This window comes from Armatimonadota bacterium (assembly GCA_016125185.1).
Taxonomy (GTDB): Bacteria; Armatimonadota; Fimbriimonadia; order Fimbriimonadales; family Fimbriimonadaceae; genus Fimbriimonas.
In genome coordinates, this window is sequence record WGMG01000006.1 from 1,606,117 (window position 1) to 1,632,041 (window position 25,925).

29 protein-coding genes are annotated in these 25,925 nt (G+C 55.0%); 12 read left to right on the plus strand and 17 right to left on the minus strand.

Annotated elements, in window-relative coordinates:
* The first annotated feature begins 80 nt into the window (after positions 1–80).
* Both GC165_15570 and GC165_15575 read left to right on the plus strand, forming a co-directional pair.
* Entirely contained in the window at positions 81–320 is a 240-nt protein-coding gene (locus GC165_15570) for a hypothetical protein (GenBank protein MBI1334288.1), read from the plus strand.
* On the plus strand, positions 314–745 hold the full coding sequence (locus GC165_15575; protein MBI1334289.1) for a PIN domain-containing protein: 432 nt from the start codon (positions 314–316) through the stop codon (positions 743–745). Before GC165_15570 ends, GC165_15575 begins: the two co-directional genes overlap by 7 nt.
* A 108-nt stretch (positions 746–853) precedes the next feature.
* Here GC165_15575 and GC165_15580 read toward each other — a convergent pair whose 3' ends face one another.
* The 7 genes from GC165_15580 to GC165_15610 all read right to left on the minus strand — a co-directional run bounded on the left by GC165_15580 (position 854) and on the right by GC165_15610 (position 5,633).
* A complete protein-coding gene (locus GC165_15580; GenBank protein ID MBI1334290.1) occupies positions 854–1,330 on the minus strand; it encodes a hypothetical protein in 477 nt (158 codons plus the stop codon).
* A complete protein-coding gene (locus GC165_15585) occupies positions 1,320–3,164 on the minus strand; it encodes a hypothetical protein (GenBank protein ID MBI1334291.1) in 1,845 nt (614 codons plus the stop codon). Before GC165_15585 ends, GC165_15580 begins: the two co-directional genes overlap by 11 nt.
* A 3-nt stretch (positions 3,165–3,167) precedes the next feature.
* Positions 3,168–3,734, minus strand: a complete 567-nt coding sequence (locus GC165_15590; protein ID MBI1334292.1) for a hypothetical protein — start codon at positions 3,732–3,734, stop codon at positions 3,168–3,170.
* Entirely contained in the window at positions 3,731–4,186 is a 456-nt protein-coding gene (locus GC165_15595; GenBank protein ID MBI1334293.1) for a hypothetical protein, read from the minus strand. The genes GC165_15590 and GC165_15595 overlap by 4 nt, the downstream gene beginning before the upstream one ends.
* 79 nt (positions 4,187–4,265) lie before the next feature.
* On the minus strand, positions 4,266–4,736 hold the full coding sequence (locus GC165_15600; protein ID MBI1334294.1) for a prepilin-type N-terminal cleavage/methylation domain-containing protein: 471 nt from the start codon (positions 4,734–4,736) through the stop codon (positions 4,266–4,268).
* 33 nt (positions 4,737–4,769) lie between these two features.
* On the minus strand, positions 4,770–5,117 hold the full coding sequence (locus tag GC165_15605; protein ID MBI1334295.1) for a prepilin-type N-terminal cleavage/methylation domain-containing protein: 348 nt from the start codon (positions 5,115–5,117) through the stop codon (positions 4,770–4,772).
* Positions 5,118–5,285: 168 nt separating this feature from the next.
* Positions 5,286–5,633 carry a prepilin-type N-terminal cleavage/methylation domain-containing protein gene (locus GC165_15610; GenBank protein ID MBI1334296.1) on the minus strand — a complete coding sequence of 116 codons (348 nt, stop codon included), beginning with the start codon at positions 5,631–5,633 and terminating at the stop codon, positions 5,286–5,288.
* A 256-nt stretch (positions 5,634–5,889) separates the two neighbouring features.
* On the opposite strand from GC165_15610, the gene GC165_15615 reads away from it, so the two are divergent.
* From GC165_15615 to GC165_15625, 3 genes are all read left to right on the plus strand, one after another.
* Positions 5,890–6,750: a M48 family metalloprotease gene (locus GC165_15615; GenBank protein ID MBI1334297.1), complete on the plus strand. Its 861-nt coding sequence runs from the start codon at positions 5,890–5,892 to the stop codon at positions 6,748–6,750.
* Positions 6,751–6,774: 24 nt separating this feature from the next.
* On the plus strand, positions 6,775–6,996 hold the full coding sequence (locus GC165_15620) for a DUF1232 domain-containing protein (GenBank protein MBI1334298.1): 222 nt from the start codon (positions 6,775–6,777) through the stop codon (positions 6,994–6,996).
* Positions 6,997–7,070: 74 nt separating this feature from the next.
* Positions 7,071–8,597 carry a diguanylate cyclase gene (locus GC165_15625; GenBank protein ID MBI1334299.1) on the plus strand — a complete coding sequence of 509 codons (1,527 nt, stop codon included), beginning with the start codon at positions 7,071–7,073 and terminating at the stop codon, positions 8,595–8,597.
* 282 nt (positions 8,598–8,879) lie between these two features.
* Here the strand turns inward: GC165_15625 and GC165_15630 are convergent, their stop codons facing one another.
* The 7 genes from GC165_15630 to GC165_15660 form a co-directional block, all read right to left on the minus strand.
* Entirely contained in the window at positions 8,880–9,767 is an 888-nt protein-coding gene (locus tag GC165_15630; protein ID MBI1334300.1) for a hypothetical protein, read from the minus strand.
* The gene (locus GC165_15635) at positions 9,764–11,362 is read right to left on the minus strand and encodes a hypothetical protein (protein MBI1334301.1); all 1,599 of its coding nucleotides are present in this window, start codon (positions 11,360–11,362) and stop codon (positions 9,764–9,766) included. Before GC165_15635 ends, GC165_15630 begins: the two co-directional genes overlap by 4 nt.
* 58 nt (positions 11,363–11,420) lie before the next feature.
* Positions 11,421–12,020, minus strand: coding sequence for an aminoacyl-tRNA hydrolase (locus tag GC165_15640; protein ID MBI1334302.1), 600 nt, complete (start codon positions 12,018–12,020; stop codon positions 11,421–11,423).
* Positions 11,989–12,855: an undecaprenyl-diphosphatase UppP gene (gene uppP, locus GC165_15645; protein MBI1334303.1), complete on the minus strand. Its 867-nt coding sequence runs from the start codon at positions 12,853–12,855 to the stop codon at positions 11,989–11,991. The genes GC165_15640 and uppP overlap by 32 nt, the downstream gene beginning before the upstream one ends.
* Positions 12,852–13,874: an undecaprenyl/decaprenyl-phosphate alpha-N-acetylglucosaminyl 1-phosphate transferase gene (locus GC165_15650; GenBank protein MBI1334304.1), complete on the minus strand. Its 1,023-nt coding sequence runs from the start codon at positions 13,872–13,874 to the stop codon at positions 12,852–12,854. The genes uppP and GC165_15650 overlap by 4 nt, the downstream gene beginning before the upstream one ends.
* Positions 13,875–14,342, minus strand: coding sequence for a cytidine deaminase (locus tag GC165_15655; GenBank protein ID MBI1334305.1), 468 nt, complete (start codon positions 14,340–14,342; stop codon positions 13,875–13,877).
* A 72-nt stretch (positions 14,343–14,414) separates the two neighbouring features.
* Positions 14,415–17,024 carry a S8 family serine peptidase gene (locus GC165_15660; GenBank protein ID MBI1334306.1) on the minus strand — a complete coding sequence of 870 codons (2,610 nt, stop codon included), beginning with the start codon at positions 17,022–17,024 and terminating at the stop codon, positions 14,415–14,417.
* A gap of 239 nt (positions 17,025–17,263) precedes the next feature.
* On the opposite strand from GC165_15660, the gene GC165_15665 reads away from it, so the two are divergent.
* The 4 genes from GC165_15665 to GC165_15680 are packed head-to-tail and all read left to right on the plus strand — an operon-like array spanning position 17,264 to position 19,834.
* Positions 17,264–18,280, plus strand: a complete 1,017-nt coding sequence (locus tag GC165_15665) for a LacI family DNA-binding transcriptional regulator (GenBank protein ID MBI1334307.1) — start codon at positions 17,264–17,266, stop codon at positions 18,278–18,280.
* Positions 18,281–18,283: 3 nt separating this feature from the next.
* Entirely contained in the window at positions 18,284–19,174 is an 891-nt protein-coding gene (locus GC165_15670; GenBank protein ID MBI1334308.1) for a prepilin-type N-terminal cleavage/methylation domain-containing protein, read from the plus strand.
* Positions 19,171–19,389: a hypothetical protein gene (locus tag GC165_15675; GenBank protein MBI1334309.1), complete on the plus strand. Its 219-nt coding sequence runs from the start codon at positions 19,171–19,173 to the stop codon at positions 19,387–19,389. The genes GC165_15670 and GC165_15675 overlap by 4 nt, the downstream gene beginning before the upstream one ends.
* Before the next feature lie 58 nt (positions 19,390–19,447).
* Positions 19,448–19,834, plus strand: coding sequence for a hypothetical protein (locus GC165_15680; protein MBI1334310.1), 387 nt, complete (start codon positions 19,448–19,450; stop codon positions 19,832–19,834).
* A gap of 165 nt (positions 19,835–19,999) precedes the next feature.
* Here GC165_15680 and GC165_15685 read toward each other — a convergent pair whose 3' ends face one another.
* Positions 20,000–21,466 carry an aldehyde dehydrogenase family protein gene (locus tag GC165_15685; GenBank protein MBI1334311.1) on the minus strand — a complete coding sequence of 489 codons (1,467 nt, stop codon included), beginning with the start codon at positions 21,464–21,466 and terminating at the stop codon, positions 20,000–20,002.
* 25 nt (positions 21,467–21,491) lie between these two features.
* Here GC165_15685 and GC165_15690 point away from each other — a divergent pair, with 25 nt between their 5' ends.
* Complete coding sequence (locus tag GC165_15690; GenBank protein MBI1334312.1) at positions 21,492–21,989, plus strand: GNAT family N-acetyltransferase; 498 nt, start codon at positions 21,492–21,494, stop codon at positions 21,987–21,989.
* A 7-nt stretch (positions 21,990–21,996) separates the two neighbouring features.
* Here the strand turns inward: GC165_15690 and GC165_15695 are convergent, their stop codons facing one another.
* Complete coding sequence (locus tag GC165_15695; GenBank protein MBI1334313.1) at positions 21,997–23,478, minus strand: carboxypeptidase M32; 1,482 nt, start codon at positions 23,476–23,478, stop codon at positions 21,997–21,999.
* Positions 23,479–23,641: 163 nt separating this feature from the next.
* On the opposite strand from GC165_15695, the gene GC165_15700 reads away from it, so the two are divergent.
* On the plus strand, positions 23,642–24,040 hold the full coding sequence (locus GC165_15700) for a DUF2089 family protein (GenBank protein MBI1334314.1): 399 nt from the start codon (positions 23,642–23,644) through the stop codon (positions 24,038–24,040).
* Entirely contained in the window at positions 24,037–25,275 is a 1,239-nt protein-coding gene (locus GC165_15705) for a DUF4097 family beta strand repeat protein (GenBank protein MBI1334315.1), read from the plus strand. The genes GC165_15700 and GC165_15705 overlap by 4 nt, the downstream gene beginning before the upstream one ends.
* A 66-nt stretch (positions 25,276–25,341) precedes the next feature.
* On the opposite strand, the gene GC165_15710 is transcribed toward GC165_15705, so the two are convergent.
* Positions 25,342–25,797 carry a hypothetical protein gene (locus GC165_15710; GenBank protein ID MBI1334316.1) on the minus strand — a complete coding sequence of 152 codons (456 nt, stop codon included), beginning with the start codon at positions 25,795–25,797 and terminating at the stop codon, positions 25,342–25,344.
* Positions 25,798–25,925: the final 128 nt, after the last annotated feature.

Consider the following 25,925-nt stretch of genomic DNA (forward strand, 5'->3'; position numbering starts at 1 on the left):
GCTGTCAACCTTCTTTGTTTATGACCGAGCAGTTTGTTCTAACGTACAATAGGTAGGCAACGACCTTTTTGAGAAAGATCATGAGCTTCGATATCCCGCCAAACATTGAGCCCCAAGTGAAGGAATTTGCCCGGGCCCAGCACATTTCGGAAACCGAAGCACTCATTCGGCTAATCCAAGCGGGGCTCAGTGTGCAGAAAATCCCGCCACAGGAAACAGTGCGTCCTTCTTACGGATCGATGTTTGGCATTCTCAAAAATGGATATGGTTCGCCCGAGGCAGTCGATAAGGCAATCGACGAGATACGCGACGCATGGTAACTCTTGCTGGCAAGCGCGTTTACTTAGACACCAACACGATCATTTACGCACTTGAGGGCTTCTCCAGCTACGCGAATCTGAAAGCTGGTCTGCTGGAACCACTAGACGCGGGGGCGTTTGTGGCGGTTACAAGTGAGCTCACGATTGTAGAAACAGTCGTTGGCGCCCGAAAGGCCGGACAGGCAAGCCACGAATCGGTACTTCGAGCCTTCCTGTCTCCAACTAGCAATTTCATTATTGAACCAATCTCAATTGCAGTTCTTGAGAAAGTGATTGACCTTAGATCGCAATTTGGATTCAAAGTGCCAGACGCCATTCACCTGGCAACGGGCATTCTGACTGGTTGCGATGTGTTTGTTTCCAACGACTCAGCTTGGAGCAATGCAGGCGTTCAGGTCATCGACCCCTCAAATATTCGGCCATAAGTCGCGAGTACACGTGGTTGGGAGTAATTACTCAATCGATTTGGATATTCCAAAGCCGGGTAGCCCCGACGTGGTCGAGGCTATCGAAGCTGCGCTGAAAGAGAAGGCTTAGATTTTCCCTTCGCTAATCTCTCTCAGCATCTTCTTACTCAGTTCTGGGATCGGAGTACTCTTTTCAATCTTGTATTGAATGAGCTTCCATCCCAGGAATCCACCGACCGCCAGAAGCAGTCCCCAAATCCATAACGGCTTCGAGGGTTTCTCTTCCTGAGCCACTCGATTAGTGGCCGTCGTGATCGCCCCGACCTTGTCGGCTTTCTCGGAGCCCAGCACAAGCGATTCCTCTCCATTCGAAGCGGCCGCCATGCCTGGCCTGGGCTTGTCGCCCTCTTGTCCAGCGTCGTTTGTATATCCCGGAACCTGACCCACGATCGGCGTTACACCGTTGAAGGCTTGCTGCTTAGCCACCTGCTCCTGAGTTTGCTCAGGGTGGTGAGGCTGGGCAACGCGGGCGTCGTTGATGGGCGCCGGGCTCAATGCCGCAGCCCCAAGAGCCGCGGCGGCAATGATTAGTTTACGTACCATATGTCGTTCCCCTATCCTGCCAAGTGCTCTTCATCAGCACTGGGCTTCTTGGCAATTTGATGTCGACCAGCGGCTTCTGCGAGAGCGTGCGCTCTTTGATCCGCGTATCGTAGTTCATCATCATCGGCAGACTGTAGATCACCATCGCCTCGTCGCGACTGATGATCGATCCATTGATCGTCACACCGCCACCGGACGTACCTAGGTTTCCACCACCGACAAAGTTCGTGTACATCACCGCGTCGATCTGATTGATGCCTTCCGCGATGCTGTTCATCGTCGTATCCGAGATGACGCTCTGATATTTCTTTCGCCCTGTCGAGTCCGTGTCGTAGGCGTTGAACGCGGGAATGGTATTGCCATTCTCGTCCAGGCGCGACTTGGTAAACGGAGGGCTCATATATTGGAGCGTGGTCGATGTGAACGAGTTCGGATTGCCCATCATGACCGATGCGCGTGCCGCCAGACCCAACAGGTCGGCTTTCTCGTTCTTGTTGTCGATCGTGGTCGGATTGGTGCCTCGGAAGTCGGGCGCGTTCACATACTTGATCGAACCGACGATGTGCACATTTCGCCCCGTATAGATCGTCCCTTGGCCTGTTACATAGCCTTTGATGACGGCATCTTGAGCGACCGTCACGGGACCATGGATTTTGATTGGGTGGCTGGAAGTGCCTACGATGACGGCCGATCCGTTCACGTAACCGCTGGTAGTCAGTCGCTGGTAGGCGTTCGTCGTCGAGTTCCAAACGTCGACGTAAGCGCCCTGCCCGTAGTACGGGTTTGCGGTGCCGTCGGCGTAAGTAGCCTTTGTATCCACATATGCGGCGCTGGCCGTTTGGTAGTCGGCAATGTCGCCGAGGTCCGGCATGATGACCTCCTCGGCCGGGGCCGGGTCGATTGTGGCGAAAGTCGGCGTCGAGGAAGAAGACGTCTTTACCCACGACCGTGATCCACTGGAATCCTGCAAGGTCGAGCCGATCAACTGGTTGTTCAGGACGCTGCCCGTGGTATCGAACAGGACATCCTTCCAAGTATCGTAGGTCGTCGATCCTTTGGTGCCATGGATCGTCGAGTCATACGCTTGACGCATGCGCGAAACATAGGTACCCGATCCACCCTGGTAGGTGGCGTAGGTTGAGTTCGTCCACTTCACCGGCGTGCCGGAGATGTTTCCCGAGACACCGGTGCTAAGTTTTTCGTTCTGGGTGGCAATGACCGTCCCATTGATGGTCGGAGTGCCGTTCGTGAACGTGAAGTCACCGTTGGCCCGGATATCGCCGTTCATAGTCAGGTCGCTCGGCCCAAAGCCGTCCATCCAACCATAGTTGTTCACGAAGTAGACGTAGTCAAAGACTTGGCTACGGCTGAGCTGGAACGTCACTTTGACGTCGATAATCTTGGCTGGCTCATTGGAGTCCAAGACCCCGTTGCCATTGCTGTCGATATAGCCGACCGCGCGCAACGTCACGCGCCGCGTGTAGTCATCGCCGTTAGGCTCGGAGTAGCTGATCACACCTACCGAGTAGTTGCCAACACCACTCATAGTCCCTGTCGTAACAGCTTTCGGGTGTTCGGTACTTGCGTTCTGGCAGGTCGATTCGAGATAGTCGAAACTCTGGGTCGATTTGAAGTCACGCCAGTAGGTTCGAAGGATGGTCTGGACGCCAGCATCGCAAAGCTGCGTCATTTGGACATCGAGCGCTCGGTGCTTGGCCGAACGCAAAGCGGTAGAAGCCGAACTCATATACGTCATGCCGGCCACGCTCAAAAGGGCCATCAGCATTGTGGCGGCAAGGTAAGTAGAGCCTCTCTTTCTTCGGAATCGGTTCATGGTTTACCTCGACAGTTGCGGAATGTTTCGCAGATACACGCTCTCACGTGATCGCGAAGGAGTCCAGTTGTTTCGAAATCCTTGTTTGGATGTGACAAGTTGAACGATGACCTGGCGGGTGACCGTACCGGAGTTGGCGGTAAAGATCTTGTAGGACGCGTTCGTGGTTGGGTCGGTTGTAAGAACGTTTTTCGAAATCGTTCGAGTGCTAGTCCCGATCGTTTGCGATAATGTTCCGTTCGACAAAGTGAACTTTCGAACGGTGGTATCCGTGGTCAGAGGCAGTATGTAGCTGCCACTGCTATCCTTCAACGGAAGTTGGTAGGAAACGGTATTCCCATCGTTGCTGATCGTCACACTGACGGCTTCGCGCAGTTGCTGCGCCATCAGCTTAACGGCGTTTTGCGAACTCGAAATAGAGTCCATTGCGCCGACGCCTTTCAGCCAGCTCATCATGCCGGCCATGTAGCAGGCAACACCGCCTACAAGTGTGAATACCGAAATGGCGGAAGCCGTGATAACTTCGAGGAGAGTTGCCGCGCGCTTGCGACGATTCGTATGTTTCCTCATAAGTTGGCCACCAATGAAGAGACCACGTAAGAGCGGGCTCTTCCCCTTTCGGTCCAGGAAATGGAGAGTGTAATCTTCTTGAGTTCAATATCGACCTGTTCGATCTTCACGGTTCCTTTGCCGTTGGGAAGCAGGTCGGTAACTCGGTCGCCGACAGCGCTGTCGGTGTTATTGCAGGAAAAGGTATTGGAGCTCACCGGTGTGGTGCTATCGATGAGATCGGCAGCGTAGAGTTTGGTTTCGTTGAGATTGGCGTAGGTTTGCGCCTTCATCAACTCGATTTCTTTTTGAGCAAAATTGGCTGCCTTGTTCGCGTAGTTCGCCTTGTTGCGGCTCAACGTCGAAATTGGCATCGCACTGGCCAAGATGGCTCCTGCACAAGCGACCATAAACACTGAAAGCATTGTTTCAACGAGAGTGAATCCTTTATGAACAGTTGCTTTCTGGTGCATCTTAAGAAATTTCTTCCATTAAGTGCGATTACCGGGGCTGGTACTTATGCAGGAATTTGGGTTCCTTGGGCTCGTAATTTTAGGGCAAAACGTGGCCCGAAACGGTGCAGGTCGGAACCGTGCCGATCGGATTGAGCGAATAGGTACCGCCTTCGGCGCACGATGGGGTCGACTTCATGTAGAGAGTCATCCCCACGAGGTCCGTAAACGCTACGGTGTCACCGTTGCTCTTGCGGTTATCCATCGCCCACTGCTCTTTGGCAGACTCGATTTCTTTCATGTTGGCAAGACACGAAGAACGTCGGCCGGATTGGCGAGCTTGGATAAAGCTCGGAACGGCGATAGACAAAAGAATGCCGATGATCAAGACCACAATCATGATCTCGACGAGAGTAAAGCCTCTCATTCGTTGGGATCCGCCGAATTTCATATATTCTCCGCGATTTCTTTTCTTATTCCACCTCGGGTCCCAAAACCAACACATCAAATTCAGTAAAGTGGCAAGAAGACTGCCTTTGTGACCATCAAACTGCGGACAGGCCCGGACCATACGGCCCGGACCCTAGACTGGAAGGAGTTTTCCTTACGGCAGCGCGTGGCCAGAGATCGAACAACTCGGGTTGGTACCGATGTTGTCGACGGTGTACGTACCGCCGCTCGGGCAGCTCGGATTGGCCTTCAGGTAAAGCGTCGCACCGACGAGGTCGGTCATTGCAACGGAGGCACCGGCATCCTTCTTGTTGTCCATTGCCCACTGCTCTTTAGCAGAGTCGATCTGCTTCAGGTTGGCAATGCAGGAATTCTTGCGGCTGCTCTCTCGAGCCTTCACAAAGTTCGGGACTGCGATCGCCATCAAGATACCAATGATCAGGACGACGATCATAATTTCGACGAGCGTGAACGCTCGATTTCGCATGTTGTTTCGCTTCATTGTTTCAGATCTTCCGCCACGCGGAATTCTCCTCAATGGTTGCAACTTTCCCTGCCGCCACCAATTCCCACACAGTAAAAATGCCTTAATCGTGAATTGGCGACCGGTCTAAAGCAAAAAAAGCCCAGGTTTTGAACCTGGGCTTTTTGACTGAAAGGATCAGAATCCTTACGGCAGCGCGTGACCGGACACCGAACAGCTCGGGTTGGTGCCGATGTTGTCGACGGTGTACGTACCGCCGCTCGGGCAGCTCGGATTGGCCTTCAGGTAAAGCGTCGCACCGACGAGGTCGGTCATCGCGACGGAGGCGCCGGCATCCTTCTTGTTATCCATTGCCCACTGCTCTTTGGCAGAGTCGATCTGCTTAAGGTTGGCAATACAGGAATTCTTGCGGCTGCTCTCTCGAGCCTTGACAAAGTTCGGGACTGCGATCGCCATCAAGATACCGATGATCAGGACGACGATCATGATTTCGACGAGCGTAAACGCTCGATTTCGCATGTTGTTTCGCTTCATATGGTTTGACATCCTCCCAGTCTTAATCCGGGATGCTCCCATTCAAAAGTTTCGGAGTTTCATTTTTGAATCCTCAGACATTTGTGGAAAATGCGGGACTCTGTTTGTCGCTTCTAAACCCACGGTTAGGAGATACAAATGGCTTATTCCACGAATCGCGAAGATTCTGGTACTAAAGGTAACTTTTTTGACAGACGCCGATCCGTGACCGGATACGGGTCGTCCTAAATCCGTAGAATAGGAAAGGAGTTCAGCCATGACCAAAAAGCTCTTAGGAACGATTTCGATAGCCTTGACGGTTGCATCCGCCAATGCCCAGCTATTCAAACCGTCTCCCGCTGACCAGGTAAAGGCAGGTAAAGAATACGCGGCTAAGATTCGCAAAGAAAACAAAGTCCTGCCCGATTCGGACCCGCGAGTCAAACTGCTTCGGGAGGTCGGCCAACGATTCCTCGATGCTCGAACCCCAGAAGAGAAGAAGAAAGAGATTTGGCAGTACTCGTTTGACGTTATCGACTCGAAAGAAGTCAATGCTTTCGCCATTCCCGGAGGCCCAGTCTTCTTCTTTACCGGTCTTCTCGACAAACTCACCAATGTCGATGAAATCGCGGGCATCATGGGGCACGAGCTCACCCACGTACGCCGCCAACACTGGGCGAGCGCCGTCAACTCCCAACAGGAGAAACAGGCAGGTCTGATCCTGCTTGGAACGCTTTTTGGCGTTAAACGCCAACAGATGGACATTCTGCAGGTCGTCAACGAGTTTGGCTTTAACCTTGCCGCCAGCCGCGGCCAGGAACGCGAAGCCGACCAATTTGGCTTCGATTTCGACTTAAGAGCGGGCTATAACCCCGAAGGCATGATCCAAGTCTTCCAAATGTTCGAGCACTTGAAGGGCTCGGGCAGTACGCCGGAATTCCTGAGCACCCACCCGGACGACAAGAGCCGCATTTCTTCGCTTCAGAAAAAGCTCGCCGACTACCAAAAGAGCGGCAAGATCAGGTCGCTTCCTGCCCTGACGCCGTTGCCTTTCGAGACCACCGCCATGAAGGAAGCCAAGAACCCCAAGACCAAAGATGGAGGCGGGGGCGGAAAGTCCTCCGGCGGAACGCGCTAGTCCAGCAACCCGTCAAATTGTAACGTGAACCAAACGATTCGGTTTGCCAAGGCAGCCAAGAATGCCGACAATCCTTGGCCCGTGCGGATCGCCTGCGCTCTGGCGACGGCGTATCTACTGTTTCCATTTGATGTCTTGCCCGACTTCTTACCCGTTATTGGATGGCTAGACGATTTCCTCGTCGTCTTCGGTGTGGTCATGTGGGTTGTCAACCGTCGCCGGAACCGTCTGCCGGTCCAATCCTAAAACCAGCAATTCAGCGAGTCGTTCAGCGTAAGGTTGGTGCCATCTAGAACCGACAATATCAGCAAACCGCCGATATGACTGAACGACAAGAGCAAGCCCTCAGCGATGCTAAATCCGCGCTCGAACTGAGCAATCGGATTCCGTATCAAGCCCTCGAACTCGCCAATAGTGCGCTGAATTTTGCGCATGATGACGACACGGAGACTCAAGCATTCGCCTTCGCCGCGCTCGGTTCGAGCTATGCGAGCCTGGGCCGATTCGAAGAAGCCGCTCGTCATATCGGCGAAGCCCAGAAACTGGCTTTCGAGCTTCGGCTGACCTACGTCATCGCCCGCATTCACCAGGCCCGAGGCTGGATCGCTTACGCCCAAGGAAACTCGGTCCTCGCGTTCTCCGACTGGCAGATCGCTTTCGACTATTTCCAACAGATTCGCGACATGCGCGGCACCGCGTGGATCCTGATGCACTACGGGGCCAACTACTGCTCGCTCGGCCTGCTCGATCACTCAATCCGATGCCAAGTCAGCGCCCTCGAATTAGTGACTCTGCTCGACGACACGGCGACTCAAATCGACTTGAGAATCTCGCTCGCCCGAACCTACGTCGAAAAGGCGTGGCAGCGATCGTTTGTCGGCGACAAGGGCTTTTCCTACTACGATGCCCAGATCGCGACCGCCATTGTCCTGAAGGTCCTCGACCAGTACGCCAATGACCTGACGCCGCTCGCGATGGAGCAGGCTTACCATTCGCTCGGAGAGGCGTTCCTCATCCAGGATCGACCTGAAGAAGCCCTGCAGAATCTGCAGATTGCCCTAGAGGCCTCGACTCACGGTGGCCACTACAGTTCCGAAGCGCGCATCCAGGGCGCTATCGGCTACGCCCATTTTCTTTGTGGAAACTCAAACGAGGCTCGCCGGTTCCTGGCGTCGGCCATCGACGAAGCACCGGACGCGACGCCCGTCGACGACATGGCGCTCATTCAACTTTTCAATTCGTCCGTCCTCGAGGGCGAACGAAACTACCGCGCCGCCATGCTGGCCATGCGTAAATCGGCCGAGCTCGAACAGAAAGCTCAGCAGTCCCGCATGACCCGCTGGGCCAAGGTCCACGACATGACGCTTGGTATTGGTCAAGCGCTCGTTCCGGTCGAGACCATCGCTCAACAAGAGAACGGCTGGATATTCACGGAGCGGCAGATCGAGCGACACCACTCGCGCGTCGAAACCATGCTCCGCTACGACCCGCTGACCGCAGTCCTCAATCAAAATGAGGCCCTCGCCCAGGCATCGTCGAATCACTTCGAAGTTGCCGCGATCTTTGAGGTCACAAACATGGGGCTGATCAACGAAAAGTTCGGTCGTACCGCCGGCGACGAGGTCCTGCGCAACATCGCAACGATCCTGGTAGCAAGTCTGCCGCGCGACGCAGTGATCGGTCGCTATTCGGGTAACGAATTCTTTGTGGCGACGCACGCCAACGGTTTCGAGAAGATCGATGCCGCGATCAAGCGGTTCCCGTGGCTAGCCATCGACCAGGAACTGAGCGTCCACGTCAATCGTCGATTGGTTCAGCCCGAAAAGCCGAACATTCTGGCGGCCTAAGATACAAAAGGTGTAGACAACTCGCTTATTTGGTCTCCCTGCAACACTTGGCCTTATCCTCACTAAGGAAGTCAAAAATACGAAGCCTGTTGCCACCAATCCTCTACAACAAAGGCATCAACAGACTACCCCAGACGTCCTGCCACTTAGGAAAAAGACCTGATTCAATTCTTGAAATCGCCTTGGATGAAAACAACCAAAGTGACTGGTGCCCCAAAGCATTATTACAAACAAATAACGCGCTCATTTGGTAAACACGCCAATGATGCTCTTATTAAGACGTCATACCTTAACAGCCTTCTTCAGTTCTTCGATTAACGTATCCATGTTCTTTAGGCGATTTCCGCCCTTCGCTCGTATAAGGTCGCGATATCTAGTCAAGTCCTTTACAGCCAGGGCAGAATCTGATTTTCGGCGAAAAGCTAGACCGCGGTAGAGCCAAAATGTCGGGTAGTTCGGCCATCGCTTAATCGCCTCCGTACAGGCCGTTTCCACGTATTTCCAATTCGGGCCCCATCCCGGTTTGAACTCTTTGTCCTCCGCGTTGCGATAACCGCCAGTATACTCCTCGACAGCGCAAGCTAGAAAGAACGGTTCGTCGGGATACATCTTTACACAATCATTGACAATCGCTCTATATTCATAGGACATAGTGCCAAGTCCAAGAGCGGCCAACGTCAAGTCATGCCCCAGAGATTTAGACGTACGCAGTTGTCCAAAATTAGCTAGAGGAGCAAGAGTTTGGGCAGTACCACTGCTTAGCCCCTGCCTGCTCAAATTAGATAATTCTCGCAAACAAACGGACATATAGCAGATGGCCAGCTGTGATTCTCCGTTCTTCAGTCGCGATAGTCCTTTTGCCAGCAGTGCGTCAGATATTTTTTCTTGAATTTTAGACACAACGGTCGTCTTGCGAAGAGAGTCAATTGCCAACTTAATTTTGAATGCAGTAACGGGCTCTGATGAAAGTTCTGTGATTACACTCTGCGCGGCCATATCAAATTTACCGATTTTGAAATCTCGATAGTATGACGATCCGAGCTCATCCTTTGTTGCTACTCTGTCCAAGGAAATATCTCCCCGCCGGTCCAACATACCGGCAGGGAAGACTTCAGATGGCAAGAGGGCTAAACGGCTCTGTAAGGCTACAACCAGCAGAGATAGAATCAATAGGAACCACCACTTGAAAATAAATGGCCCCTGACAATTATGTTGGCTGGCTGAGTGTTTGAAATCGTATCGATGTCGTCAGACTCATATCCTTCATCATCATAAAGTGCCTCGTGTCGATCCCTGTAATAAGTCCTTATTTGTATCTGTAAACCCCACTCTTCCACTGGGTCTTGACAAGGTCCGATGGGTACAGAGGCACCACTTGAGATGTTAAATCCCTGAGAATCACCAATTTGCCTATTTATGTCAGCCTTTACAGTGGCCTTTAGGAAGCCAATGTCTCCTCCAAAAGATACACCTGTCGAGAGGCCAACTGGAAATTTGTACGTATCGGTTTCTGTAATCGAGAAGGACAGCGAAGCGGATTGTCCTACTGCAGTAAGGTCCTGTCTTAGCGTGTAGTTTCCGTTAGGGCCCTGTAGTGCCGGCTCATACCAATCCGTCAATGAATCGTAATTATACGAACTTAGGAGCCTCGCTGGTGCCCAGATTTCCGCTTTCATCGTGCCAGAAAAGGGTCCCACGTTTGTGGAAAATGGATCGGTACTTTGCACCCTCAGCGTCACGTATTTTGGAGTAGTCCTCATCGAAAACATGTCGTCTACACTTATATCCATAAGGTGCTCGACTCCACTAACGTAAAACATGTCCCATGTCGGACCACCATCCCATAGTTCAACTTTACTTCCTTGATCAACAGACGAAACGAACGATTCGTTCCTTTTTACCCAATTCCCAAGCCGAGCGACCCCATAGGTGCGATCCACCGTTCCACCGTCAAAGTCCGAGTGAGGTGGAACCAAGTAGCCAATCCACTTAGACTTTGCAGCAAAGACACACGTTTGAGCGTCAAACTCAGGTGAATCCACTAGGGTACGCCTGATTTCGGGAGTGCCAGTATTAATTTCATCCCTATAGTAGGTTGGAGAGCTACTTACTCCAAGTGCCTTTGGGTCCAAAGCCGCGTCTGCGCCGCAACCCGCTCCAAGATTAGCCTTCAAGCCGGTCTTTGTCGCTTTTGCAGATACGGATACGTAGTAAGAAGCTGTATTGTCTGAGCCAACGGAGAGCTTTTTGGCATGAGTTCCAGCACTCTCGCCAGAATCACCGGATATTGTGTATGGGTCCCCTTGCCCGTCCGATCCGCTGTAAGATCCACCAGTTGCATCCCCTAATTCCGCGCTAGAAGCGCTACTGGATATTCCTAAGTACATATAATTCGGCGGACTCCCAGTTCCGTTCCAAGTCGCCGTGATCTTAATAATTCCTGTGGATTCCGCGGAACCAGAAAATGAGGTCGGCGTATTCCACGATGCTTGTGAGGGAACAGCGACTCCTTGAGGCAAAAGTGCCCCATCTTCAGACCATCGACCAGTCTTCCAGTCTCTGGTGTAGGTGTAGAGTCGATAACTTCCTTGAGACTGATCCCATTTCGGATACACATAGGTGTCTGTTCCAGCGTAGTCATAGGTGATAGTCCAGGGATTACTGTTCTGTCCCCCACCCGCTCCGGCTTGAGCGAAAGTCTCTTGCGCCATTCCGGCAAAGGTAACACTTCCAAGTAACACTCCAATAAACGCAAATAGTTTCATTGCGGTCACATTATATAGGCACTGCCACATGAATATGACAATAAAAGTTTAAAAAATATTATGCACCTTCGTTCACGATGTTGAGAGCGCGTTCGACGCCGCTCTCAACAAGCATCTCAATCCCGGCGATCGCCTTGCGGATCGCGGCGTCGACATCGACGCGCTCCTCGGGATGGAACTTGGACAGCACGAAGTCGATGGTTTCGTTGCGCCGCTCTGAGTGAATACCGATTCGGATGCGCGGATATTCGTCGGTGCCCAGCGAGTGAATGATGCTCTTGTGGCCGTTGTGCCCCGCCGATCCGCCCTTCGGCTTCATCCGAACCTTCCCGACCGGGAAATCAAGTTCATCCGCGATGACCACCAGATGGTCGGGCTTCACTCCATACTCGCGCAAGATCGGAGCTAGTGCCTGGCCGCTGAGGTTCATGAACGTCAGCGGCTTCACCAAAGCAACGCCGACACCATCGATGGTTCCGACTCCGATGCGAGCCTTGTGCTTGGCTCGATCAATCTTGATTCGATGCTTATCCGCCAGCACATCGATGAGATCGAATCCCACGTTGTGCCGGGTGCGAGCATATTCCGGCCCAGGATTGCCCAGACCTGCGATGATCCACTCGACGCTAGTTGGCGGTTGTGGTTTGCGACGAAACATTGGCGGTATCGGACGAGTGATCGACCGGATCGATCACGTGGGCGGCACAAAGGCCAAACAACAGGAGGCCGAGGATAATTCGGTAAGCAACGAAGGGCCGCGTGCCCTTGCGGGACAAGAACGAGATCAGCCAACCGATACAGGCGTAACCGACGACAAAGCTAACGAACGTCGAGACGAGGGTCGGTGTCATCATGCCACCCGACAGGTGCTTGAACTCCTTGGCGCCCTCATAGAGGCCCGCCAGCGTGACCGCCGGAACTGACATCAAGAACGAAAGGCGAGCCGCTGCCGCACGGTCGAAACCGGTCAAAAGCGCGCCGCTGATCGTACTGCCGCTTCGGCTCATGCCCGGGATCAGAGCCAGACACTGCCAGAGGCCGATCTTCAAGCCGTCCATCGGCTCAACCGTCTTAAGGTCGCGGCCACCTTGGCCCTTGTCGGCAAATCCCATCAGCACGCCCATCGCGATCATTGATCCGCCGATCACCCAGAGCGACCGAAGGGGCCCCTCGATGTACTTGTGAAGCGCCAAGCCAATGATGACGATCGGGATCGTGGCGTAGAACACCGCCCAGCCGGTTTTGGCTTCCACCGATGATTTGTCGCCCGACAGCGATCGAGCCCAGGCCATGAACGCAGCGGATAGATCCTTCCAGAAATAGATGAACACCGCGAGCACGGTTCCAAGCTGGATGACCGCCGTAAAAGCGGAGCCCGGGTCGGTCCAGTGAAGCAACGCCGGAACAAGCCGAAGGTGCGCCGTGGACGAAATAGGAAGAAATTCGGTCAGTCCTTGAACGACGCCGTAGACGATGGCTTGAATCAGGTTCATTTATGGTTTCCGTAGACCCGTACGATCAGCAATCCGATCACACAAAGGATCGCGACCGCCGTATAGAGTACCGCTACGGTTTGACGCTGAGATAGGCCCCGGGCCAAGAGTTCGTGGTGAAAATGTCGCTTGTCGGCTTGGGTGATCGGCGAGCCGCTTCGGATGCGCTTAATCACCACAACGACCGCGTCCACAATCGGCAGACCGAAGATCAGGAGGGGCATGAAAATAGCCGCCGCCGCCGCTGTCTTAAGGGTCCCGACCACGCTCAAACAAGCCAAGGTGAAGCCAAGCACGTAAGCGCCGCCAGTGCCCATGAATATCTTGGCCGGATTGTAGTTGTGGCGTAGGAATCCCAGCGCCGCGCCACAGATGCCCGCCGCGAGAATGCCTACTCTTCCCTGCCCTTCGTAAATCGCAATTAGGGAAAGGGTTGCCGCCGCAATAGTCGCAATGCCCGCCGTCAATCCATCGATCCCGTCGATGGTATCCATCGTCTTCGTCACCACGAAGATGTAGATCGCCGTGAGGGGTATCGCCATCCAGGCGAGATGAATGTAGCCAGGTGCAAACGGCACATCGAATCCCTGAATCTGAATCCGGCCATTCTTGACACCGTCATCGAAAAACTGAATAGCGACACCGGCCAGAAGCAGAACCCCGGCCTGAATCTTGGCCTTGTACTGGTAAAGGTCGTCCAACGCCCCAACCACCACGAGAGCGCTCGATATCGCCAAAATGCCCCAGATATAGGCGCCGATCCCGCGATTGAACACGAGCAGAGCGATGATCCACGCCGCCACGATACCGGCATAGATGGCCAGACCGCCCCAGCGAGGCGTCGGCTCTTTGTGGACCCGCCGGTCGTCCTGCTTCGGATCGTCCACAACCCCTCTCTTTATCGCCAGGTTGCGGACATAAGGCGTGAGGACGTAGCTGACAAAGACGGCGATTGCGAAGGCGATTCCCGCCTCCTGCACATTGTGCATCAGTGCTGCCCGATTGTGATCTCCTATCATTTACTGAACCGGCTCCAGCCTGCCATCGAAGAATCGATAGAGCTCGGTACCTGCTTCCCTAAACAGTTCTAACGAAAACTCGTCGAGATAAGCTCCCTCATAAATCACCTTCTCGATTCCGGCATTGATGATCATCTTCGCACACATGTTGCAAGGCTGATTGGTGACGTAAATGGTCGAACCGGCGCACGGTGTACCGATCATGGCTGCCGACAAGAGGGCATTCTGCTCGGCGTGCAGGGCGCGAATGCAGTGACCCGCCCGCAGACATCCTTGTGGCCATTCAGTCGAGTGACCGCCCTCGGGGCAATGCGAGATTCCGCGTGGAGCGCCGTTATAGCCCGTGGCGAGAATGCGACGATCTTTCACCAAGACCGCCCCAACACTCAGGCGAGGGCAGGTGGCCCGCGTCGCAACCAGATGGGCGATTTCCATAAAGTAGGTATCCCAACTTGGCCGTTCTGCCATACGAGTTGATTATGAAGCACAAAGCCCTCCTTGTGTCCAGAACACAGGAGGGCTTTTGCGGTCCGCCGGACCTTAGTTGTCGCCGAGTTGACCCCAGAAGTTACGGAGAATATTGAAGTCTGCCGTTCCAACCGTGCCGTTGCCATCGAGGTCGCAGTTGGCATTCCAGTTCGACGAAGTCGAAATTGAACCCCAAGCGGCTCGCATGGCGTTGAAGTCCGACGTACCGACAACGTTGCTTCCGTCGCAGTCGCCATTCTTCAGGCTTGGAGTCAGGCCACTCACGCCGGTGCTTCCGATATTCACGTTCGTAAGGGTCTTTCGCAGGAAGTGCGCGCCCTTGAACGCGAGGTCGAAGTTGCCCTGGCGCGTCGTCGTGAATGAGAAAGCCGAGCCGTTGTGAACGGTGATGTTGTGGCTTTCCAGGACAGTCGTCGTGCCATGGGTGCGAATATCGACCGTGATCGTACGATCATTCGTCGTTCCGAAGTTCTGCAACGTAATCGTGCCCGAGACGTTGACCGAAGCCGTACCAATGGTGAACGGCTTATCGACCGTCGTCGTAAAGCCTTCGCCGTTGGTGTAGATCGCTCGCATTTTGTACGAGCCGTTCGGGAGCGTTGTTCCGAACGGGAACGTCACGGCCGAACCTTCGGGGAAGATGCGATACGGGTTCACGACCACGTTGTTGCTCGAATCCAGAACCTGGAAGGTGATGTCTTCAAGCCGCGTGTCGGGGTCGTAGGCGAAGTGGTCGACGCCAAGGCCAGTCGCCGTCACCGAAGTGAGGTTCAGCCGCTGAACGACCGGCCCGTCCGAGTCGATGACGGGAGGTCCGCAGTAGAAGTCGATTCCACTTCGGTCCGAACCAGCCTTGACCTGAACATAGATGTCCTTTCGCGATCCGAAAGCCACGCCCCAGACCTTGTAGTAGCCGGGAGGCATGCCGTCGAATCGGAAGTTACCTGTCGCGTACGACGTCGTCGAATACTTCGTGCCCGAGGATGTTCCCGTCGTAGGATCCCACTTCTGGGCTTGGATCGAAGCGTTGCCGATCGGCGTTCCACCATAGTAGATAACGCCCTCAACACCGCCGATCTGCGCACCACGGGAATCCTGGTTTCGCATTAACGCATCCAGATCGAAGAAACCGTAACCGTTGGTCGGTTCCCAACCTCCGAACGCGGCGCCTTGGCTCTGGGCCGCGAGTTCTGCCGCTCGATAGACCTTGATGTTATTCCAGTCACCGTGACGCCAGTTGTTCATCGCCATGTAGTTGCCAAGCGATCCCGAAACCACCGGACAAGCCATGCTCGTACCGGTTAGGTACGTGTAGTCCAGCGTGTAGGGCGGAAAGGCCAACTGATTGATCGTGATGTAGTTGTCATAGCGCGTCGCAGTTGACCAGTCGAACTGGATCACGTAGTAGCCGTCGCCATTAAAGATGTCGCCGACCTGCTGGAAGTCGCCGCCAGGAGCGCCGACGTCAACGTACCAACCATAACCCGCATAGCTAGCAAACGTCCAGTTGGGACCATTTGCGGTAACGCCGAGCGCGCCACTGCTAGCCGCTGGCCAGATTGGCCCGAGGTCGCCGCCTCCGTTCCCATTTTCATTGCCAGCACAGACCACCACACAACCTTTTTCGGTCGCGTAGGTCACAGCGTCCTGCATTACCTGACTGAAGTTAGTGGTGCCAAGGCTGATGCTGATCACATCGGCACCGTTGTCGGTCGCCCAGTAGATCGAGCCCGCCACGTCGGAGTCCAAGCCGCTACCGTTGTCCTGCATACAGTTGATGATCATGCCTTTGCAGGAGTAGCCCGTACCCAAGGTGCCGTGACCGACAAAACTACCGTTGTTGCCCGACGCAAGCGCCAAGCCGGTCACATGGGTTCCGTGCCCGTTCATATCGGTGGGGTCGCCACCCGGCACCACATCGCCAAGTTGAAACTTGATGGATCGAGATTTGTCGATTTGACCGCCCTGCGTCACATCGCTACCTGAGCCGCCCGCATTCATAAAGTCGGGATGGTCCATGTCACAGCCGCTGTCGATGATCGCAATCGTCGGGGTGTTCGTCGGCTTGTTGGCCGCCGTGTAATATGTGTTGGGCCAGGTCGACCACCCGTTTAGGGCGTCGATTTCATCGAGGTGCCAGTCTCGACGGAACGAGAGAGGCACAGACTGATCGTCGCGGAAGTCGAGGAAGTAGGTTCCCGAACCATCATCGACCTCGAGCGCGTTAAAGTCGGGATCGTTGGGCGGGCCTAAAAGCGTGTGAACCGTATGGACATTTTCGACTGTGATTGCCCCAGGCTCATTCTTTCGAAGATAATCGGCTGCCTTCACTGGATCGACGATCGTCGGCATTCGATACATAATCCAGCCGGACTTGCCAAGCCTTGACTGGTAGGTCAGTTGAACGCCACCAGTGCCGCCCGCTCGTACGGGGCGTAACGGCTGCCCATTTGCGATCGCGTCCGCAGCCTCCTTCTTATACTTCACCATCACGAAGCCGGGCACAATCTGGCCACTCAACTGCTCCGATGTGGGGACAGGGACACGAAATGTCGGGTTAGCAAAAGATAGTCCCGCAACGGCCAGGACCAAGGAAGTTGACAATAATTTCAAGATAGACCCTCCAAGTTCAGAACTGGTACAAATGCTCGATGCTGACATTCTATCAAAAGAATGCAGAAACGAAAACTGGGACTTATGCCTGGGAGCGATAGTTCCCCCACCTGCGAAGGAAAGATTGACGAGGATAGTCCTTTAGTCCTGCTTCTTTGCCCTGTAAGAAGGCTAAAAGAATTTCCTCTGATTTTCTAACCGCAAATTACATTTTCTGCGCACGTCCGAAAAACTTGGTGTATAGTATTCCGAAACGTTTCGCGAAACGTTTCGGAATCCAGACGGCGATGGCGACGATCAAGGATATTGCGAGAGAGGCAAAGGTGTCGGTGAGCACGGTCAGCTATGCGCTGAACGACGGTCCCCGTCCTGTTCCCGAAGACGTCAAGCAGCGCATCCTCGAAGTCGCGAGCAAGCTTCACTACCGCCCGAACCGGGTCGCTCGGTCCCTCATCACCCGGCGCAGTCACGTCATCGGCGTGGTTCCGACCCGGATCGAGCGGGACATGATCATCGGTCCGTACTTCGTGAACATGCTCAATGGCATCGTCAACGCCTGCGAGGACATGCAACAAGACGTGTTGCTGCTCACCCAGATCAGCTCGACCGAATCGAAGGAGTCCCTCTATCCCCTTCTCGATGGCCGATGCGACGGCGCGATCTTCCTCGCCCCCCAAGAGGACTCGACCGGTCTCGACTACCTTCAGGAGATCGAATTCCCCCACGTCATCGTCAGCGGCCACCGACGGGACTCCACCAGCTTTGAAATCGACAATCGATCCGGCATCCGCCAGGCCGTCCGGCACTTAGCCGATCTTGGACATAGAAAGATCGGCATGCTCCTCGGTCCCGAGGACCTCGTCGATGGCCACGAACGCAATACGGCCTTTGTCGAGGCCATGAGAGAACTTGACCTCCCGATTCGCGAGGAATGGATGGTTTCCGCGATGTTTCATCCAGACACGGGCCAGCGTGCCGGGGGGTTACTGCTGGCCCAAAAATCCCTGCCCACCGCAGTTTGTTGCGCCAACGATGAAGTCGCCGTCGGCTTCTATCGAGCCTGCAAGCAGAAGGGTTTGCGCATCCCCGACGACATCTCTGTCGTCGGCTTCGACAACGCACCGGTCACAACCCTCATCGAACCCAACCTCACCACGATTGAGCAACCCATCGGCAGAATGTCCCGCCACGCCGCCGAAACGCTCATCGCCCTCATCGAGTGCAACACCGCACCGGCATCCGTACGATTTGAAACAACCTTGGTCGAGAGAGACTCGACGACCCGTCCAAAGGAGGACACGTAAGCAATGATGAAAAATAATCGAGCGTTTACGCTCATCGAACTCCTCGTCGTGATTGCGATCATCGCAATCTTAGCGGCGATTCTTTTCCCAGTCTTTGCTCAGGCCAAGCTTGCGGCAAAGAAGGCGGCTGACCTTTCTAATCTCAAGCAAATCGGGCTTGGGACGATGATGTACGCCGCTGACAACGACGACTACTATGCCCGTGGCGGCTATCCGGCCGACATGGCAAACCCTACCGGGTATTGGTACTCCTGGCGAGAATTCACGAACCCTTATATTAAGAGTGGAATCGATAAGAGCAACCCCTACACGATGGGCAAAGAGAGGGCTGTGGGTGGAATCTGGCGCTCGCCAACCGAACCGGGTAACTCGGTCAACGGCTACGGTGCGCACAACGCAATCTTCCCCGAGATGATCTGCGGCGGCTACTTCGCCTACGCTAATGAGACTGGCTGTACCCTTGGCGGTACAGGCGCACCGAGACCGTCCGTCTCCACAACCCAGCTCAGCCGACCGGCCAACCAGCTTCTCATCACGACCAACGGTCTGAACCCCGATTGGTCGAACTCCGGACCGACCACGCTGGAAGGCGACTGGTGGTTCTACGGCGGCGAAGTATGGCCTCCGAACGTCACTGGCGGTCCCAACAGCGGCGCGAAGAACGAAGGCGACGGCAACAACTACAACCAGTACGCAATGCCGCGCTACCGCTACACGCAGGTCGCCAACGTCGTCTGGGGAGACGGCCACGCCAAGGGCGTCAAGAAGTTCTCGCTGAACTGGTGTACGCAGGTCTATCCGGGCTTTAGCCACAACCCTCCAGGAGGCGACAACTGGCAGTGGATGTTTGCCCCGGGTAACCCTTGTTACGGACAAGATTCGCCACTCGGATGAAGTACTTCGTTCTCCTCGCGATGGTTGGAGCGGTGGTCGGATGTAATTCCGACCACCTCGACGTGACCAACAATCCAACGACCCCGCCCCCGACCAAGGAGCAACTGGACAAAATGCCGCCTGAAGCGGCTGCCCACGCGTCCCAGATGTCGGAGTACTCGAAGGCTATGGCCGATCAGAACAAAGGGCGTTCAAATCAACCTTCAAATCGATAAGTGAAAGGAAGATAAGCGCGGGTGTCCAAGGGAAACCTTGGGCCCCGCCGGCTCAATCATGAAACGAATACTAGTACCGATCCTCATTCTCTCCGCAGTCGTAGGTTGCTCGAATCCTGACGACGAAGTTGTAACCGCGCCAACCCAGGCTACGGTTCCCTTTGAAGGAAGCGTCGACAAGAAGCTCGTCGGCTCCTGGTCAAACGACGACAAGAGCCAAAACCTGGACATGAAGGAGGACGGAACCGTCCATATCCATGGCTTTGCCAACACCCCGAAGGGCAAGCAGGAAATCAACGACGACATGGAATGGAAGGCCGACGGAGAAAAGCTCCTTTTCAAGGCCAAGACCGGGGTCGTGCAACAGTACAAAATGTCGATGGACAAGGACGGGCTCGAACTGAAGACGTCCAAAACGACAACCAAGTACAAAAAGAATCCGTAAAGATTTTACGGCCCGGGCCTGATGCGCTTGCGTTTCGCCTGATTGGCCGCCCTCTCAACCCAGATGGCCCAAGTCACTCTGGAATACTAAAGTTTCGGATCTCGCTTCGGCGAGTGAAGAAAGTGAAACCTCTACGAACGGTGCTCCGAAAGGAGCACCTACACTTCAAGGGCGAATCACCGTTGACCGAAGCTCGGTCATCTCTTCCATTGCATAGCAAACGCCCTCGCGCCCAAATCCGCTCTCGCGCACTCCCCCGTACGGCAGACTGTCGAATCGCAGGCTCGGCGAATCGTTCACAATCAGGCCCCCAGTTTCGATCTCGGAAGCGACCAGAATGTCGTCATCCGAGTTCGTAAAGATCGACGCATGGATTCCGTACTTTCCGCAATTGAGGTCTTTGGCAAGGTCACCTAGATCCGAAAAGCGACTGAGAGTAAGGACAGGCCCAAAAACCTCTTCCGTCATCAGCGGCGAGCCTGGACGCGGCTCCTCGATTAACTGAGGCGGCAAAAGATTGCCGTTCGGTTCTCCACCGACCAACACCTTCCCTCCTGACGCGTCGATCATGTTCAAGATCTTCTCAACCAGATTCGTACCGATCAGAGGACCGCAAAGGGTCTCTTCCCTACTCGGATCGCCGGTCGATACCGCCTTCACTGCCTCGATCAGCCTGATTCGGACTTCGTCATACACAGACTCGTGGACATACAAATTCTGGAGCGAGATGCACACTTGCCCGGCGTATCCATAAGCGCTTGGCACCAGCTTGCCAATCGCTTGATCCAGATCGGCGGATGAGCAGATGATAGCTGGTGCATTCCCGCCAAGCTCCAACGTCACTGGTAGCTGCGAGTGAGCCTGCTTGATCGACCAGCCGACCGCCGCCGAACCCGTGAACGAAATCATCTTCACTCTCGGATCTCGTAAGGCCTTTTCGACCAGTGGAGTCGGGCCGTTCCAGCAGTTCACCACTCCCGGTGGACACCCGGCTTCGTGGATCAGGTGGGCCAAGGTGAGCGTGCACAGCGCCGACAGCGGATTCGGCTTTAGGATCACCGTGTTGCCGGTGGCCAGCGCGGGGGCCAGCTTATGCGCGGCCAGATTGTAGGGCCAATTGTAAGGTGTGATGGCATACACGACGCCACGCGGCCGCCTTTCGACAAACGCCTTCGCCCCCTGCGAACGGGGATCGTACGAGATGTCGACGTGCCGCGAAATCCATTCGTCGCTCTCCAACTCTTTTGCTGCAAGTTCGAAGGTTCGCACCAGCCGATCTACCTCTGCCAGGGCCATGTTGACCGGCTTCCCAATCTCCTTGACCGCAAGGTCAGCCAGTTCCTGCCGACGAGCTTTTGTCAAACTGGCGATATTGAGCAACAACTCGATGCGAGTCCCAATGCTCGACTTGCGCCAGCTATCGAAGGCATCATGAGCCGAGGCAAGCGCCGTCGAAAGCTCCGACCATCCGCCCTCTGCCACCGTTCCGACAATGGAGCCGTCATACGGATTCCGCACGACTTCCTTACCGACCGCTTGGTCGCATGGTCCTCCGATTCGATACCCAGCTATCAGCAGTTCCTGATGCACGACACTTATATATGACGCAATACTGGCCTCGCGATGCGGCATGAATTCTCCTCGGTAGACTTAATCGATGCTGTTCGAGACCGAACGCCTGCTTGTGCGTCGTCTGACTCACGAGGATGCCGAGGCAATGTTCGCCATTTACGGAGACCCGGAAGCCTCGATCTATATAGCGGACGGCGACCCGCTGCCGCTTGAAGATTGTCATAGGTGGGTTGACGTCACCGACAAGAACTTTGCAGTAAGAGGATATGGAATGGTGGCATTTGCCGACAAAGCTGCGGGCGAGGTCATCGGTTGCGGAGGCATCGTTCACCCAAACCAGCAACCCGAACCGGAGGTCAAATACGCATTCCGACGAGACAAATGGGGCCAAGGCTACGCCTCCGAAGCCATTCGCGGCCTCATCGAGTTTGGAAAGGCAAACTGGGGCATCGGGCGCCTCATCGCCACCGTCCACCCCGACAATCGCGGTTCGCAGAATGTCTTGACGAAGCTAGGCTTTCAATTAACCGAGACGCGAACCGAAGAAGATGGCTCCCACACCCAAGTGTGGGAGTTGAACTAACAGCCCCTTACAGCCCGTATAGCTCTCGGTACTTTGCGCCCAAGCCATCCAGATAGTACTTGGCGTTCATCGGCTCGCCCGTCGCGTTCAGGATCAACTCCTTCGGCGTATACTTGCGACCCTGCGAGTAGATCTTCGCCTGAAGCCAGCCCAGGATCGGCTCGAATTCGCCCTTCGCGATCAGTTCGTCAGGATTCTTCACATCCTTCTCCAGCGAATTCCAAATCTGGTAGCTGAGAATGTTGCCCATCGAGTAGGTCGGGAAGTACCCGATCGATCCCATTGACCAGTGCACATCCTGGAGGCATCCCTCAGAATCCGTCGTCGGACGGACGCCCAGGTACTCTTCATACTTGGCGTTCCAAGCTTCCGGCATGTCCTTCACCTTCAGCTCGTCCGTCAGAACCGCGCACTCGATCTCAAATCGCACTAGCGTGTGCAGGTTGTAAGTTAGTTCGTCGGCCTCCACCCGGATTAGCGAAGGTTCGACCTTGTTGATGATCTTGTAAAAGTGGTCGACCGAGAGATCGGCGATTGCCGGGAACGTCTTCTGCAGGTCGGGCAGGAAGTGCGTCCAGAACGCGCGACTGCGGCCCACGATGTTCTCCCATGTGCGGCTCTGGCTTTCGTGTACGCCCAGCGAAACGCCGCCGGCGAGCGAGGTCAGGTCCCATTTCTCCGGCGAGCCCTGCTCGTACATGCCATGCCCAGCCTCGTGCATGGAGCCGAAGATCGCTGAGCCGAGGTATGGCTTGTAGCGCGTCGTCAATCGGATATCTCCCACCGACCAGCCCGTGCAGAACGGGTGCGGCGCCGTATCCTGGCGGCCACGATTGAAGTCGAAGCCGATCGCCTTCACGATCATCTCGGTGAATTCGGACTGCTTAGTCTTGTCCCAATCGCCGTACAGTCGCGAGTCGTCGACCGGACCGCACTCCTTGATCGCCTTGACCAACTCGACCTGCGGGCCCTTGATCGACTCGTACATCTTCTTCCACTCGGCGGCGGTCATGCCTTCTTCGTACTGATCGGTCAGCGCATCGTAGATATGGTCTGTGTAGCCCAGGCACTCCGCTTCCTCCTTGCAGATGTCGAACATCTTCTCCAAGGTCTCGGCAAAGCCAGGGAAATCGTTGCGGGTCCGCGCCGAAACCCAATCTTCGTGGGCGATGGCCGCCAGCTTGCTCTTGCGTGCCACCAACTCAGACGGGAGTTTCGTCGCCAGCTCAAGATCGCGCTTGATGACTCTTACCAAAGCTAGGTCGTCGCCTTCCGCGTCTTTTGCTGCGGCCTCAACCAGCTTCTGAACTTCATCCGAAGTGAAGAGCTCGTGTCGCATTCGAGAGAGCGATTCCAAATGCGCGGCCCGGGCTTCGGCGCCACCACGCGGCATATAGGTCTGTTGGTCCCAATCCATGATCGACATGGCCGCCCCAAGGGCGTTCACATCGGCCATACGCTCTTTCAAAATGTCTAACGAAGATGACATAGGGCCCAGTGTACCGACCGGGACCTATGCCCGTCAAAAGTTAAACTTTTCTAATGATCAGGCTAGAATTATAACGAATATTGCGGAAAGGTCCCAAATAATTGAAGGTGGGACCACTATGGCTTTGCAACCGATCCGCCAAGATAAGAGTAAGTAGGCACATATGGACCGGAACAGACTTCACAGAATTCCCCACAAGGACCCGGTAAGCGGTGGCGAGCTCTTCATAAGCGAACTCACCAGCGAGGAAACCGGCATTACCATTCGTGGAAATTTTGAGATCCCGCGGTATGCGAGACTGGACCCCGACCAAATCGAATTCCTCGAAATCTTTTTGAAGAGCCGAGGAATGCTGAACGGAGTCGAACGAGAGCTTGGCATCAGCTACCCTACCGCCAAAGCTCGCCTCGATACCCTGCTCAACGCCCTGGGCCTCACGCCATACGAGACCAAGGAACGCGGCGACAAGCTATCGGGCAAACGCAAACAGATTCTCGAGCAGTTGGAGAAGGGTGAAATCACCGCTGAGGAAGCGAAGAGAAAATTGGGAGTTTTAAGTTGAAAGAGGAAATCAAGCGCATTAACAAGCTCGTAGCCGAGGGCAAGCTGTCGCCCGAGGACGCGGCCGACCTGATCGACGCCTTTTACAATTCGGAGAGCGAAGAAGCCGTCTACGCTGGTGCCGCCAGCACGACGAACGGCGCCACGACCGGCACTGAGGAGCCGCCGAAAACGGACGAGAAAGCCTACTCCGGCGAGTCTCGGCCCAGAGACCCATTCCGAGCCATCATCGACACCGTCGAGCGACTGGGCAAAGAAGTCACCGAGAACGTCGATTGGAAGGAGGTCACCGAATCCGCGCGAACCAACGCTAAGAAGGGTCTGGACGCGCTCAAATCGGGTCTCGAAGAGGTCAGCAAAGGCAAGTTCAACATCAATTGGCTGTTCAGCACCACCACCCGCGAGATTCGCCTTCCCATCACCATTAAGGAAGGTCAGACGCTCCGAGTCGAAAACGGAAGCGGCCACGTCACGATCATGCCCGACACCGCCGAATCCTACGTGATAGCCCGAGCCAAATTCCGGGGAGCCACCCAAGAAGACGCCAAAGCCAAGGCCGATGCCTACACGCTGATCGTGGAAGGCAACGACCGCGCGGTTGAGATTAAACAGCCCCACGTTACCGGCCTCGACGTTGATCTCGAGATTTTCGTCGCCGCCACCCCAGCGGTCGAAGTGAAGTCGGAGGCTGGACATGTAACGGTCAAGGACACGAAGAATTCGTGCCGCATCAATAGCACCGACGGTCGCATCGACCTGTCTGGCCTTGAGGGTCAAATCGAAGTCCAAGCCTATTCGGGTGATGTGTATCTCGAAGATTCCACCGCCAGCAATGTTCTTATCGAGAACAAAGCGGGCAACATCTCCGTCGACAAGGTCACCGGAAACATGAACCTCCGCTCGGCAAGCGGCAACATCTCGATCCGAAGCTCCAGCGGCAAGACGATCGCGGTCGAAGCCGTCTCTGGCGATATTTCGATCGACGTCATCGAACCGGTTACAGGATCGATGAACGTCCGAACCGTCAACGGCAACGCCTGGATTTCGATCCCCGATGGCTCGGACGCTCGGGTCGCGGTCACCACGCTTCGCGGCTTGGCCCAAACTTCGATTGAACTCGAAGACCGAGCTCAAAACGACCAGCGAATCACCGGCCGACTCGGCGCCGGCAATGGCTCCATCGACGTCAGTGCCGTCACTGGCAACGTCTCACTGGGCCTGAGAAACTCAGGCTAACCAATCCAGGACACAGAATGAAGGGTGCGACGATTTCGTCGCACCCTTCTCTGTTTTGATGAGTCCTTAGCGTCGAGCCCGGAACTGGTGGAGGCTCACGCGAGCATCCATCTCGTCTTCCGACCACAGCAGGTAGGTCGCAAAACCAATTCCCGCCGTTAAAATGCCGAACAGAACCAGGAATAGCAAACTGATCCAACCGCCAAATGAGGCCCGTGCGTGATCCACGGTCATCGTTAGGCTGTTGGCCAGTGCAAGGAATGTGGCGAAGCCAAAGGCGAAGAACATGCCTAGCGGCAGCTCAAACTGCACAGCCTTGTATCGCCGATTGGCAATCACGTAGTTGGCAACGCTGAAGCAAGGAACCGCATAGGCGGGCAACATGGCAACGGATTCGCCCGTCACCAAACTCAATAGAATCCCAATGATCGCATCCGCGACCAAGAATTGGACGACAATATCCCTGTGGAAGTACCACATCGTTTCGAGCTTGTCTCGAACCGTTATTCGGCTTTTGTTCATCAATCCCTCTCCCTTTGTGAGACGAGATTAGCCTGGTAAATATGACAGGTCTTCCCGATTTTGGGACTTTAGGACCTGTAGGGAACCAAAACGCGACCGCACCAAACAATTCGATAATCGAATGGACA